Genomic DNA, 13,780 nt, shown 5'->3' on the forward strand with positions numbered 1-13,780 from the left:
CTTATCCGGTGCGCTCGACCGGGCGCAAGGTACCGGCGCCGCTCATCGAGCGCGGACCCCGCCCCAGGGCGACCGTGCCCGACTGCGCCATCTCCTTGATGCCCAGCGGGGCCAGGACGGCGAGCAGGGCCTGGAGCTTGTCCGGCGTGCCGGTCGCCTCCAGGGTCACGGTGTCGGTGTTGACGTCCACGACGTGGGCCCGGAACAGCTCGGCGGTCTGCAGCACCTGCGTGCGGTCGGCCATCGGCGCGCGGACCTTGACCAGCAGCAGCTCCCGCTGGACGGCCGCGGCGGAGTCCAGCTCGACGATCTTGATGACCTCGATGAGCTTGTTCAGCTGCTTGGTGATCTGCTCCAGCGGCTGACTCTCCGCGTCCACGACGATCGTCATGCGGGACAGGTCGGGGTTCTCCGTCGGCCCGACGGCGAGCGACTCGATGTTGAACGCGCGGCGGCTGAACAGCGCCGAGACGCGGGCCAGCACACCGGACTTGTTCTCGACCAGCACCGACAGCGTGTGGCGTGACATGGGGGGAGGTGACCTTTCGGATCGACCGGCACCGTGACGGCCCCCGTTCAGGGGCCCGCCCCGAGCGGAGCGAGGGGTGGGGGGAACGGGGGTCCTTACACCTGTCCGTCGCCGAAGACCGGGCGCAGGCCGCGCGCGGCCAGGATGTCGTCGTTGCTGGCGCCCGCAGCGACCATCGGCCACACCTGGGCGTCGGCGCCGACGACGAAGTCGATGACCACCGGGGCGTCGTCGATCGCCATGGCCTTCTCGATCACCGCGTCGACGTCGTCCTTGGACTCGCAGCGCAGGCCGACGCAGCCCAGCGCCTCGGCCAGGGCCACGAAGTCGGGGATGCGCACCGCCTTGGGTCGGCCCTCGGCGTCCACCGGGTGCAGCTTGGTGTTGGAGTAGCGGCCCTCGTAGAAGAGGGTCTGCCACTGCCGCACCATGCCGAGGTTGCCGTTGTTGATGAGGGCGACCTTGATCGGGATGCCCTCGATGGCGCAGGTGGCGAGCTCCTGGTTGGTCATCTGGAAGCAGCCGTCGCCGTCGATGGCCCAGACGGTGGTGTCGGGGCAGCCGTACTTGGCGCCCATCGCCGCGGGGACGGCGTAGCCCATCGTGCCGAGGCCGCCGCTGTTGAGCCAGGTGCCCGGCTTCTCGTACTTGACGAACTGGGCGGCCCACATCTGGTGCTGGCCGACGCCGGAGGCGTAGACCGCGTCGGGCCCGGCGATCGCCCCCAGCCGCTCGATCACGTACTGCGGGGACAGCGAGCCGTCCTCGGGCCAGTCGTAGCCGAGCGGGTAGCGCGTCCGCCAGTCGTCGAGCTGCGCCCACCAGGTGGTGAGGTCGGGGGTGCGGCCGGCCTCGTGCTCGGCCCGCAGCGCCGGGAGGAGCTCGGCGATGGTCTCCCGCGCGTCGCCGACGATCGGGACGTCGGCCTTGCGGTTCTTGCCGATCTCGGCCGGGTCGATGTCGGCGTGCACCACCTTCGCGTGCGGCGCGAACGTGGAGAGCTGGCCGGTGACCCGGTCGTCGAACCGGGCGCCGAGGGCGACGATCAGGTCGGCCTTCTGCAGTGCGGTCACCGCGGTGACGTTGCCGTGCATGCCCGGCATGCCCAGGTTCTGCGGGTGGCTGTCGGGGAACGCGCCGCGGGCCATCAGGGTGGTGACCACCGGGGCGCCGGTGAGCTCGACCAGCTCGGCCAGCTCCGCGGTGGCCTGGGCCTTGAGGACGCCGCCACCGACGTAGAGCACCGGACGGCGGGCGGCGGCGATCAGCGTGGCGGCCTCGCGGACCTGCTTGCCGTGCGGGCGGGTGGTGGGCTTGTAGCCGGGCAGGTCCAGCCGCGGCGGCCAGGAGAAGTCGGTCGTCGCCTGCAGGACGTCCTTGGGGATGTCGACGAGCACCGGGCCGGGCCGGCCGGTCGAGGCCAGGTGGAAGGCCTCGGCGATCCGCTGCGGGATCTCGCGGGCGTCGGTGACCAGGAAGTTGTGCTTGGTGATCGGCATCGTGATGCCGCGGATGTCCGCCTCCTGGAAGGCGTCCGTGCCGATCGCGGCCGTCGGGACCTGGCCGGTGATCGCCACGATCGGGACCGAGTCCATGTAGGCGTCGGCCAGCGGGGTCACCAGGTTGGTCGCACCCGGGCCCGAGGTGGCGATGCAGACGCCGACCCGCCCGGTGGCCGAGGCGTAGCCCTGCGCGGCGTGCCCGGCGCCCTGCTCGTGGCGGACCAGCACGTGACGGACCCGCGAGTCGAACAGCGGGTCGTAGGCGGGCAGGATCGCGCCGCCCGGGATGCCGAAGACCACCTCGACGCCGACCGCCTCGAGCGACCGCACGAGGCTCTGCGCCCCGGTGAGGCCGGTGAGCGGCTCGGCGGCGGCCTCCTCGACCGAGCGGGCGGTGGTCTCGACCCCGGTCAGTGCCTCGGCGGCCTCACGGGTGGCGGACCCACTCGGGGTGGTGCTGGTCATGGCGTCTCCTGGCGGTGCCTGTGTCATGGCCTACTGCGGGGCGCCCCTGGACGGGGCCGTGCGGTGTGCGGCGCGGGTGCCTGCGGCGCGGGCCGGCGGCCGTCGGGAGGGAGGTCGGGGCCCGCAAACGAAAGACCCCTCGTGCCTGCGGGCACAGAGGGGTCAGCGCGTCGGTCGGGAGGACCGACGCGCTAGGCGACTACGAGGAGCAGGCACGCCGGACGCACGCAGCCACTGTGCGCCTCGACCAGCCGGGTCGTCAACCGCGCCGTCCCATCCCGCGGGACAGCGTGTCGTCAGACCTGGGACGGCAGCCGGTCGCCGTCGAGCACGCCCGCGTAGGGCGCGGCCAGCACCGCCGGCAGGTCCGCGGTGGGCACCGGGCGACCGAGCAGGTACCCCTGCAGGAACCGGCAGCCCAGTCCGCGCAGCACCGACAGCTGCCCGGGGGTCTCCACGCCCTCGGCGACGACGTCCAGGCCCAGGGTGCGGCCGAGCTCCACGACGCTGGCGACGACGGCCGCGGTGCGCGGGTCGTCCTCGATGTGGGCCACGAAGTCGCGGTCCATCTTCAGGACGTCGACGGGCAGCCGTGAGAGCCGGGCGAGGGTGGAGTGGCCCTTGCCGAAGTCGTCGATCGAGATCATGCAGCCGGCCTCGCGGAGCGCGGCGAGCTCGCGTTCGACCCGGTCCTCGGCCTCGACGAGCACCGACTCGGTGATCTCCAGCATCAGCCGGGAGGCCGGCACGCCGGAGGCGGCGAGGGCCCGGGCGACGTCGGCGGCCAGGCAGCCGGCCTGCAGGTGCCGGACGGAGACGTTCACACCGAGCTCCAGGTCGCGCCCCTGCGCCAGCAGCGGCGCGAGCGCGGCGGTCGCGGCCCCGAGGACCCAGCGCTGCAGCGGGACGACGAGGCCCTCGTCCTCGGCCACCCCGACGAACTCCTCCGGCGGGACGTCGCCCAGTTCCGGGTGCCGCCAGCGCACCAGGGCCTCCAGGCCGAGGACGCGGCCCTCCTCCACGCCCACGATGGGCTGCAGGGCCAGCGACAGGCCGCCGTCGACGATCGCGTCGGGCAGGTCCCGGGCCAGCCGGGCGCGCCGGTCGACCACCCGGTCCAGCGCCTCGCCGGTGGTGCGGACGCAGTTCTTGCCGGCGGCCTTGGCCGCCCGCAGCGCCAGGTCGGCGCGGCGGACCGCCTCGGCGGGGTCCTCGCCGGCGCGCAGCTCGGCCACGCCGACGCTGCCGGAGACCGGCAGCACCAGCCCGCCGCGGGCGCTGCCGTCCGGGGCCGGCGGCCGGTGGTCGCGGTCGAGCAGCACGACCAGCCGCTCGGCGAACACGGTGGCCTCGTCCCGGCCGGCCCGCACGAGGAGGGCGAACTCGTCGCCGCCGAGCCGGGCCACGACGTCGTCCTCCCGCGCGGCCGAGCGCAGCGTCTCGGCCACCTCGCAGAGCAGCCGGTCGCCGGCGTCGTGCCCGGCGACGTCGTTGACCGTCTTGAAGCCGTCGAGGTCCACCAGCAGCAGGCAACCGGGGGCCGCTGCGGTCGAGACCTCGCCGAGCGCGGCCATGAGGCGGGCGCGGTTGGGCAGCCCGGTGAGGAAGTCGGTGTACGCCATCCGCTCCAGCTCGCGCCGGCTCCTGCTGCGGTCGGTGACGTCCCGCAGGTGCAGGACCAGCCCGGTGCGGCCGCCTGGGCCCGACACGGCGGCCGGGGCGGAGGCGGCGCCGGTGACGTCGACGTCACGGCGGCTGCCGTCGCGGGTCCGCAGCCGCACGGTCGCCGGCAGCAGGCCGACCGTGGTGCCGCCGCGCACCGCCTGCGCGACCCGGGCGACCAGGTCGCGGTCGCCGTCGTCGAGCAGCTGGGCGAGCAGCCGCCCGGTGAGCTCGCGGTCGGTCCAGCCCAGCTGGGCCTCCACGGCGCCCGACGCCCAGCCGATCCGGCCGGCGCCGTCGAGCACGAGGGTGACCGCGTCCCCGCTGTGCACCAGCGCGCGGAAGTAGCCCTCGGTGCGCACCAGGCGCCGGGTGAGCCGGTAGCCGTCGGCCGCCCACAGCGCGGTGCGCAGCGAGGTGGTCGCGACCAGCGCCGCTCCCCCGGCGGCCTCGACCGGGTCCAGCGGGCGCCCGGCCAGCACGCCGGCGAGGAGCAGCAGCAGGACGCCGGACGCGACGCCCGAGGCCAGCACCAGGCCGCGCAGCGGGACGATCGGCCGGTCGTGGTCGGGCGTGGCCGGCTCCCCGGGGTCGGACCGCACGGCCAGCACGCTCGCGGCGAGCATGGCCAGCCAGGCCTGCTCGGTGGCGACGGTGTCGGCGGTGCTGCCCAGCGTCCGGCCGAGCGCACCGCCCACCGCGACCACGGCCATCGCGACCGAGGCGGCCAGCAGCCAGACCGCGGCCGTCCGGCGCGCGCCGCGGACCGCGGTGCAGGTGACCAGCCCGACCCCGACGAGCACCGCGCCCACCGCCGGGTAGCCGACCGCGATCAGCCCGTCGGCCGTGCCCTGCACACCGGCGAGCAGGGCGGCCAGCAGCACGTGGCCGAGCACGGCGACGGCGAGCGTGGCGATGGCGCCGTCGAGCACCGCCCGCGAGCCCGGCCACCGGCGCGACCGCGGGGGCAGCAGCCGCATCGCGGCGAGGACGGCGACCGGGACCGCCAGCAGCATCGGCACGTCCTCGGCGCCACCGAACTCCAGGTGCGCCCCGGAACGCACGGTGGCCAGCACCTGCCCGAGCGCCAGCAGCGCGGTGGCCAGCGCGATCGCCCGCCACGGCCGCGCGGACCGGCCGGGCAGCCGGGCCGCCCCGCGCTGCGCCACGACCGCCGTCGCGCCGGACCCGAGGGCCAGGCAGGCGGGGACGAGCGCGGGGGCGAGCGGGGACCCGGTCAGCTCCAGGGCCGCGGTGGCGGCGGCGAGCGCCCCGAGCAGCCCGAGGACCGGGCCGGACGAGCGGACGGCAGGCATCAGCGGGATGCCACGAGACCCGGCCACAGCTGACCGGCGCCGTTGTCGAGCACGTCGACCAGCTCCCGCGGGCGCATCGGGCGGGCCAGCAGGAAGCCCTGGGCGAAGCCGCAGCCCGCGGCGCGCAGCGCGCCGAGCTGGGCCGGCGTCTCCACGCCCTCGGCCACGACGTCCAGGCCCAGGGCGCCGGCGATCGAGACGACGGACTCGCACAGCGCTCGCGCCTTGGGGTCGCGGTCGACCCGCAGCACGAAGGCGTGGTCGAGCTTGAGCACGTCGATCGGCAGCCGGGTCAGGTGGGCCAGCGAGGAGCGGCCGGTGCCGAAGTCGTCGAGCGCCACGTGGACGCCCATGAGCCGCAGCGCCTCAATGTCGACGGCCACGTGCTCGCCCTCGGACATGAGCGTCGCCTCGGTGATCTCCAGGATCAGCCGCTCGGGCGCCAGCCCGGTCGACTGCAGCACCGCGGCGACGTCGCGTACCAGGGTGCGCGCGGCGACGTGCGAGGCGGAGATGTTGACCCCCAGCCGCAGCGGCGCACCGGTGCACGGCAGGGTCAGGACGGCCGCGGCGGCGTGCGTGAGCGCCCAGCGCTGCAGCTCGCCGATCACCCCGGCACGCTCCGCGATCGGCACGAACTCCGCCGGGGGCACCTCACCGAGCTCCGGGTGCTGCCAGCGCAGCAGCGCCTCCACGCCGGTCACCCGCCGCTCGCCCAGCGAGACCACCGGCTGGAACAGCACCGACAGCTCGCCGCGGTCCCAGGCACCGGGCAGGTCCTCGCGCAGGCGGGCCCGCCGCTCGGCGGCACTGCCGAGCGCCGGCCGGTACCGCAGCGCGGTGCCGGTGCCGGCGGCGCCCGCCGCCCGGACGGCGAGCTCGGCGCGGGTCAGCAGGTCGGGCACCGACTCGGCGGCACCGAGGTCGACCACGCCGATGGCGGCGCTGACGTCGAAGACCCCGGCACCGGTGTCCAGCGGCTGCTCGATCACCGACAGGCAGCGGTCGGCCAGCAGGTCCACGGCCTGCAGCGTGCCCTCGGCCAGGACGGCGAAGGCGCCGCCCCCCACCCGGGTGACCGCGTCGGAGCTGCGCACGGTGGCCCGCAGCCGCCTGCCGACCTCCACCAGCACCTCGGTGACGACGTCGCGGCCGGCGTCCTCGCGCACCGCGTCCAGGCCGTCCAGCTCGATGAGCAGCAGGCTGCGGCAGCCCGGCTCGTCGGCGCCCAGCGCCTGCTCGAGCAGGCGCTCGCAGCCAGCCCGGTTGGGCAGCCCGGTGACCGGGTCGGTGAACGCGACCTGCTCCAGCACCTGCTCCCGCGCGACCCGCTCGGTGGTGTCGCGGCAGTGCAGGACGACGGCGCCCACCACGGTGTCCGAGCGCAGGTCCGAGACGCCGGCCTCCAGGTGCCGCCAGCCGCCGTCGGTGTGCCGCAGCCGCAGCCGCAGCACACCGGCGGGCGCGGAGGCGCCGGCCGCGGGCTGCAGGGCACGGGCTAGCGACAGCGCGTCGTCGGGGTGCACCAGCTCGAGCAGGTCGGCACCCGCCGGGACGGCGTCGGCGGCGCCGAGCGTCGTCCCCAGGGTCGGCGAGGACCAGGTCACCCGCAGGTCGCCGTCGAGGATGAGCACGGCGTCGCTGCTGGTGGCGACGAGGGAGCGGAAGTAGGCCTCGCTGCGCCGCAGCCGGGTGCCCAGGTGCTGCTCCTCGCGGGCGGTCAGCCAGCGGTGCAGCACGGCCAGGACGGCGCACAGCGAGCCGCCGACTGCGATCACCGGGCTGATCCGGTGGCCGGTCAGCGACACCGCGGCCGCGCCGAAGCAGGCGACCGTCATGGCCAGGTGCGGGAGGAGCTGGCGCAGGTGGGTGGACCGCCCGGTGTGCGGCTGCGGGCGGGTCTCCGGGCACGGGCCCGGGTCCAGCAGGACGGCGGCACCGAGCAGCACCAGCCCGGCGGCGACGAGGAACCGGCCGACGTCGCCGACGGCCTCCTCCCCCGTCAGCATCGCCGACGTGCCCAGCGCCCGGCCGGGGGCGAGCAGCGCCGTCGCGGCCAGCAGCACCAGCGCCATGGGCTGGCGGCGGCTCTCGATGACGCCGAGGAGCAGGACGGCGGCAGCCACCGTGGCCGAGGTGACGACGACGGCCGCCGCGAGGACGGCGCGCCCGCTCGGGTCGAGGTCCAGCCAGCTGAGGTCGGGACCGAGCACCAGCACCTGCACGACCAGCACGCAGGCGATGAGGAAGAGTGCGAGCTCGACGGCCGGGCGGGGGCCACCGCGCAGCCGCGAGGGGGCGACGAGGGTGAGGATGCCGACGACGGCGATCACGTAACCGGGGACGGTGGGCAGCCAGCGCAGGGCCACCTGCTCCAGCGGGGAGTCCGGTGCCGCGACGGTGACCGCGAGCAGGCCGACCACCGGCATCAGCGGGGCCAGGGCGAACAGCCGCCAGCCCCGCCACCCGGACTGCGCGGACCGGCCGGCGGTCCAGAGCACGACCGCGGTGGCGATGCCGAGTGCGCCGAGCGCCAGGTCGCCGAGGCGTCCCGGGCCGGACGTACCCGCGGACACCGCGCAGGCGGAACCCACGGGCACGACGCTCCCGAGGAGCCACCACCTCAGCTTCTGCACACCTGCTCAGTCGGCAGGCGGCCGGAGCCGCGACACCCGGGAGGGCACTGCCCTCACCCCTCCGAGGGACGGCCCCCCGCCCGATGACGTGCCGGATCGGCCCTCCAGGGCCCCGCAGGCCCCGTCCGGAGACTCACCCCGAGCCTGCGGGGGTGGGAGCGACGGGGTCCTTCATCCAGCGGTGAATGAAGGACCCCCTTGCCCCCCACCGCTCGCTCGCTCGCGGCGGGCCCCTGCAAGGGGGCCGGGGTCCTCTTTCAGCCGCAGACGGCGCCCTGGGCCGCGGAGCTCACCAGCTTGGCGTACTTGCCGAGGACGCCGGTGGTGTAGCGCGGGGGCAGCGGCTGCCAGTCCTGCCGGCGGCGGGCCAGCTCGTCGTCGTCGACCAGCAGGTCGAGGGTGCGGGTGGTGAGGTCCAGCCGGATGCGGTCGCCGTCCTGCACGAGGGCGATCGGGCCGCCGTCGGTGGCCTCGGGCGCGACGTGGCCGACGCACAGGCCCGTCGTCCCGCCGGAGAACCGGCCGTCGGTGAGCAGCAGGACGTCCTTGCCCAGGCCCGCCCCCTTGATGGCGCCGGTGACGGCGAGCATCTCGCGCATGCCCGGCCCGCCCCGGGGACCCTCGTAGCGGATCACCACGACGTCGCCCGCCTGCAGCGTGCCCTCGGTGACGGCGTCCATGGCGCCCTGCTCGCCGTCGAAGACGCGCGCGGTGCCCTCGAAGACGTCGGCGTCGAAGCCGGCCGACTTCACGACCGCGCCGTCCGGGGACAGCGAGCCGCGCAGGATGGTCAGGCCGCCGGTCTTGTGGATCGGGTTGTCCATGGCGTGGACGATCGTGCCGTCCAGGTCGGGCGGGGCGATCTCGGCGAGGTTCTCGGCCATCGTCTTCCCGGTCACGGTCAGGACGTCGCCGTGCAGCAGGCCGGCGTCGAGCAGCGCGCGCAGCACGACCGGGACGCCGCCGACACGGTCGATGTCGGTCATGACGAACCGGCCGAAGGGCTTGACGTCGGCCAGGTGCGGGGTGCGGTCGCCGATCCGGTTGAAGTCCTCGAGCGTGAGCTCGACCTGGGCCTCGTGCGCGATGGCCAGCAGGTGCAGGACGGCGTTGGTCGAGCCCCCCAGCGCCATGACGACGGTGATGGCGTTCTCGAACGCCTCCCGGGTCATGATCTGCCGGGCGGTGATCCCCTGGCGCAGCAGGTTGACCACGGCCTCGCCGGAGGCGATCGCCACGGCGTCGCGGCGGCTGTCCGGCGCCGGCGGCGCGGCGCTGCCGGGCAGCGCCATCCCCAGCGCCTCGGCGACGCTGGCCATCGTGTTGGCGGTGTACATGCCGCCGCAGGAGCCCTCGCTGGGGCAGGCCGCCTTCTCGATGGCGTCCAGCTCCTCACGGCTGATCAGCCCGCGGGCGCAGGCCCCGACGCCCTCGAAGACGTCGATGATCGTCAGGTTGTCCCGGTCACCGAGCCGTCCGGGCAGGATCGAGCCGGAGTAGACGAAGACACTGGCGAGGTCGAGGCGGGCCGCGGCCATGAGCATGCCGGGCAGGGACTTGTCGCAGCCGGCGAGCAGCACCGTGCCGTCGAGGCGCTCGGCGAACACGACCGTCTCGACCGAGTCGGCGATGACCTCGCGGGAGACCAGCGAGGCCCGCATGCCCTCGTGGCCCATCGAGATGCCGTCGGAGACGGAGATGGTGCCGAACTCCAGCGGGTAGCCGCCGGCGGCGTGCACGCCCTCCTTGGCCCGCTTGGCCAGCCGGTCCAGCGAGAGGTTGCACGGGGTGATCTCGTTCCACGACGAGGCGACGCCGATCTGCGGCTTCTCCCAGTCGTCGTCGCCCATGCCCACCGCACGCAGCATCGCCCGCGCCGGGGCCTTGGCGATGCCGTCGGTCACCTCGTAGCTGCGCGGCTTGAGCGGGCTGTGCGTCCCGCTGTGGGAGTCGCGCCCGGGGATGAGGTCCTCGCCGATCGTCACTGGTCCTCCTCGCTGGCACTCGTCGGCCTCGCGCCGATCGTCGTGCTCTGCTCCTGCGCGAGCGCGCAAGCCCGCCCACGTCCGGCGACTCTAGGCCGGTTCGCCCGGCTCGCCGAGGGACCGTCGATACTGGTATCGACACCACCACCGACGTCCTGCCCCCGGAGCCCGCCGTGTCCGCCACCGCCACCGCTCGTCGCGAGCTCGCGGAGTTCCTCCGGTCCCGCCGCCGCCAGGTCGACCCCCGGGCCGCCGGGCTGCCCGCCGGCGGTCCGCGGCGCACGCCGGGGCTGCGCCGCGAGGAGGTCGCGCTGCTCTCCGGGGTGAGCCACACCTGGTACACGTGGCTGGAGCAGGGCCGCGACATCCGGCCGTCGCGGCAGGTGGTCGACGCGCTGGCCCGCACGCTGCGGATGTCACCGGCCGAGCACGAGTACGTGCTGCGGCTGACCGGGCACGGCGGCGCGGCCCCGGCCGGCGCGGCCGACGGCATGCCGGCCCACGTGCAGCGGCTGCTCGACGCGCTGGGCCCCTCCCCCGCCTACGCCATCACCGCCGGCTGGAGGATCGTCGGCTGGAACCGCGCCTACCAGCGGCTCTACCCGGGGGTGGCCCTCGTGCCCGCGGCCGAGCGCAACCTGCTGTGGCTGGTGTTCACCGACCCGGCCGTCCGCGACCTGCTCGGCGACTGGACCACCGACAGCCGCCGCTTCCTCACCCAGTTCCGCGCCGAGGTGGGCCCGCGGCTGGCCGACCCGGAGGTGGTCGAGCTGGTGGCCCGGCTCGAGGCGGCCAGCCCGCACTTCCGCGCCGGCTGGGCCAGTCACGACGTGGACCGGTTCAGCTCCTCGGAGCGGCGCTTCGAGCACCCGCAGGTGGGAACGCTGCTGCTCGAGCACCACCAGCTCACCCCGGCCGACGCGCCGGGCCTGCAACTCGTCGTCTACACCGCCGCGGAGGGCGGCGACGCGGCGGACCGGCTGGCGCGGCTGTCGGCCTGAGCCGGTCTGGGAGGATGTGCGGACGTGGGGACGGCCAGCTTCCGGATGAACCGGGTCGCACTGCTGCCGGTGCTCCTGCTGACCGTCTGCGTCGTCCCCCTGGCCTTCGCCGCCACCTGGACGCTGGTCTTCCTGCTCGTGCCGGTCCTGGCCGCGACGTGGGTGCTGCGGGTCGGGGTGGACGTCGGTGACGACGGCGTCACGGTGCGCTCGCCGGCCGCCGCCCGGCACGTGCGGTGGGGTGAGGTGGCGGGCATCCGCGTCGCCGAGCGCGGTGACCTGTGGCTGGTCACCACCCGCGGCACCGAGGTGCGGCTGCCGGTGCTGCGCGCCCGCGACCTGCCCCGACTGGCCGACGTCTCCGGCGGCCGCATCCCCGCTCCTGCCCAGCCCCGGTAGCCGCGCCCGCCCCACCGACCGCCCCCGTGGACGCCTCAGTAGGCGTCCACCACGTTGACCAACGGCTCGCCGGTCAGCACCCGGGTCAGCTGCGCGGTCAGGGCGGCCGCGGCACGCGCGTCGGTCGCCGGGACCTCCCCGGCCACGTGCGGGGTGAGCAGCAGTCCGGGCGCCGACCAGAGCGGGTGGCCCGGCGGCAGCGGCTCCGGGTCGGTGACGTCCAGGGCGGCGCGCAGCCGGCCCGACGTCAGTTCGGCCAGGAGTGCGTCGGTGTCGACGACGGCGCCGCGGGCGGCGTTCACCAGCAGTGCGCCGTCGGGCATGGCGGCGAGGAAGGCGGCGTCCACCATCCGGGTCGTGGCCGGGGTGAGCGGCACGACGACGATCACCACGTCGGCCACCGGCAGCAGCCGGGGCAGCTCGTCGGTGCCGTGGACCCCCTCCCGTGGCGTCCGTGCGACCGAGGTCAGCTCGACGTCGAAGCCCGCGAGCATCCGGCCGATCGTGCGGCCGATGTCGCCGGCGCCCAGGACGAGCACGCGGGCACCGACCAGGGAGGAGTGGGTGGCGAACGACCAGCGGCCGGCGTCCTGCTCACGGACGAAGAACGGGATGCCGCGCTGGGCCGCCAGCGTCGCGGTGACCGCCCACTCCGCGGTCGAGGGGGTGTGGGCACCGCGGGCGTTGCAGAGCAGCACACCCTCGGGCAGGCGGCCGACGAACCGCTCCGCGCCGGCGCTGAGCAGCTGGACCAGGCGCAGCCGGGGCAGCACGTCGAGGAACCCGTTCCCGGGCAGGGTCGCGCGGTTGACGCGCGGTACCCAGACCTGCGCCCGGGTGGCCTCGCCGGTGGGTGGGCCGGCGTCGGCGTCCACCGGGTACGCGCGCACCCGTGGGGACAGTCGCTCGACCTCCTCGGCCAGCGCCGGGGTGGGGACGAGGACGTGCAGCGTCTCGTCGGGGCCGACGACGGAGGAACCGCGGAACTCGGAGCGCACGGCCCTCGACCTTAGGTGGACCCGTCCTCCGCACCCCTCGCGGGCTCGGTGCGGGACCGGGGACGGGACCCTCCGGCGCACGTACTGTTCGAGGGGTGAGCCGGCAGCGCGCGCGAGGGGGACGGGGCCTGGCCGGCGCCGCCCTGCTCGCCGTCGTCCTGGCCGGGTGCGGCAGCGACGGCTACGAGCCGGCCGGCCCCTTCCGGCCGCAGCCGGAGGGCCCACCGCCCCAGGTGGGGCCGCCCACGGAGTCCTCGCAGGCACCCGGCCCGGGGGACCCGGCCGACCCGGAGGGCGAGGAGGACGGCGGCGACCCGAACGTGGTGGCCTCCGGACTGACCGTCCCCACCGGCCTGGTCGTGCTGCCCGACGGCACCGCGGTCGTCGGGGAGCGGGAGACCGGGCGGCTGCTGCAGGTCTTCCCGGACCGCTCCCCCGCTCGCGAGCTCATGACCGTCGGCGGCATCGACACCGCCGGCGACGGCGGGCTGCTGGGGCTGGCGCTCTCACCGACCTTCGCCGAGGACGGGCTCTTCTACGCCTACGTCTCGACGGCCACCGACAACCGGGTGGTCCGCTTCCCGATGGGCGGCACCCCGAACCCGGTGCTCACCGGCATCCCGCGCGGCGAGACGCACAACGGTGGGGGGCTGGTCTTCGCCGCCGACGGCACGCTGTTCGTGGGCACCGGCGACACCGGGAACGCAGCCCTGGCCCAGGACCCGGCGTCGCTGGCCGGCAAGGTGCTGCACGTCGACGTCTTCGGCCGCCCGGTGGGCGCGGGCCCCGTGCACAGCACCGGCCACGCCGACGTCACCGCGCTGTGCGTGGGCGGCGAGGCGTCGCTGTACGCCACCGACGACGCCCCCGCCGGGCCCGACGAGCTCAACGCCGTCGGCGGGGGCGGCGACGCCGGCTGGCCGACGGCGGGCCCGGCCAGCACCGGCCCGGTCGTGCAGTTCCCGACGGAGGCGGGCGGGCTCGGCGGCTGCGCGGTCGCCGGCCGCACCGTCTTCCTCGGCTCCCTGGACGGCCGTCGGGTGCACACGGTGCAGCTCGACGGCAGCGGCGCGCTGGCCGAGGAGCCGGGCGCGTTCCTCACCGACCGGTACGGCCGGCTGCGGACCGTCGTCCTCGACGGCGAGGGCGCGCTGTGGATCACGACGTCGAACAAGGACGGCATCGGCACCCCGGGCGAGGACGACGACCGGGTGCTGCGCGTCTTCCCGCCGGGTGGAGCGTCCGACTCGCCGCTGTGACACTGCGGTCCTCCGGACCGCACCGCGG

9 protein-coding genes are annotated in these 13,780 nt (G+C 75.7%); 3 read left to right on the top strand and 6 right to left on the bottom strand.

The annotated features are described in order from the left end of the window. Position 1: 1 nt before the first annotated feature. The 5 genes from ilvN to ilvD form a co-directional block, all read right to left on the bottom strand. The gene (gene ilvN / locus GOBS_RS19890) at positions 2-529 is read right to left on the bottom strand and encodes an acetolactate synthase small subunit (RefSeq protein WP_012950062.1); all 528 of its coding nucleotides are present in this window, start codon (positions 527-529) and stop codon (positions 2-4) included. Between the two features lie 95 nt (positions 530-624). Then, the gene (locus GOBS_RS19895) at positions 625-2,496 is read right to left on the bottom strand and encodes an acetolactate synthase large subunit (protein ID WP_012950063.1); all 1,872 of its coding nucleotides are present in this window, start codon (positions 2,494-2,496) and stop codon (positions 625-627) included. A gap of 296 nt (positions 2,497-2,792) precedes the next feature. Further along, the gene (locus tag GOBS_RS25740) at positions 2,793-5,474 is read right to left on the bottom strand and encodes a putative bifunctional diguanylate cyclase/phosphodiesterase (protein ID WP_012950064.1); all 2,682 of its coding nucleotides are present in this window, start codon (positions 5,472-5,474) and stop codon (positions 2,793-2,795) included. Continuing rightward, positions 5,474-8,074 carry a putative bifunctional diguanylate cyclase/phosphodiesterase gene (locus GOBS_RS19905; RefSeq protein WP_166487470.1) on the bottom strand — a complete coding sequence of 867 codons (2,601 nt, stop codon included), beginning with the start codon at positions 8,072-8,074 and terminating at the stop codon, positions 5,474-5,476. The genes GOBS_RS25740 and GOBS_RS19905 overlap by 1 nt, the downstream gene beginning before the upstream one ends. Positions 8,075-8,367: 293 nt before the next feature. Beyond that, positions 8,368-10,095: a dihydroxy-acid dehydratase gene (gene ilvD, locus GOBS_RS19910; RefSeq protein WP_012950066.1), complete on the bottom strand. Its 1,728-nt coding sequence runs from the start codon at positions 10,093-10,095 to the stop codon at positions 8,368-8,370. Positions 10,096-10,268: 173 nt separating this feature from the next. Here ilvD and GOBS_RS19915 point away from each other — a divergent pair, with 173 nt between their 5' ends. Together GOBS_RS19915 and GOBS_RS19920 are read left to right on the top strand one after the other, a co-directional pair. Continuing rightward, entirely contained in the window at positions 10,269-11,096 is an 828-nt protein-coding gene (locus GOBS_RS19915) for a helix-turn-helix transcriptional regulator (protein ID WP_012950067.1), read from the top strand. Positions 11,097-11,120: 24 nt separating this feature from the next. Continuing rightward, positions 11,121-11,495 (top strand): PH domain-containing protein, encoded by a 375-nt coding sequence (locus tag GOBS_RS19920; protein WP_012950068.1) that lies wholly within the window; start codon positions 11,121-11,123, stop codon positions 11,493-11,495. A gap of 35 nt (positions 11,496-11,530) precedes the next feature. On the opposite strand, the gene GOBS_RS19925 is transcribed toward GOBS_RS19920, so the two are convergent. Then, positions 11,531-12,493: a 2-hydroxyacid dehydrogenase gene (locus GOBS_RS19925; RefSeq protein WP_012950069.1), complete on the bottom strand. Its 963-nt coding sequence runs from the start codon at positions 12,491-12,493 to the stop codon at positions 11,531-11,533. Positions 12,494-12,588: 95 nt separating this feature from the next. On the opposite strand from GOBS_RS19925, the gene GOBS_RS19930 reads away from it, so the two are divergent. Continuing rightward, positions 12,589-13,752, top strand: coding sequence for a PQQ-dependent sugar dehydrogenase (locus tag GOBS_RS19930; protein ID WP_012950070.1), 1,164 nt, complete (start codon positions 12,589-12,591; stop codon positions 13,750-13,752). Positions 13,753-13,780: the final 28 nt, after the last annotated feature.

This window comes from Geodermatophilus obscurus DSM 43160 (assembly GCF_000025345.1).
In the GTDB taxonomy this organism is placed as follows: Bacteria; Actinomycetota; Actinomycetes; order Mycobacteriales; family Geodermatophilaceae; genus Geodermatophilus; species Geodermatophilus obscurus.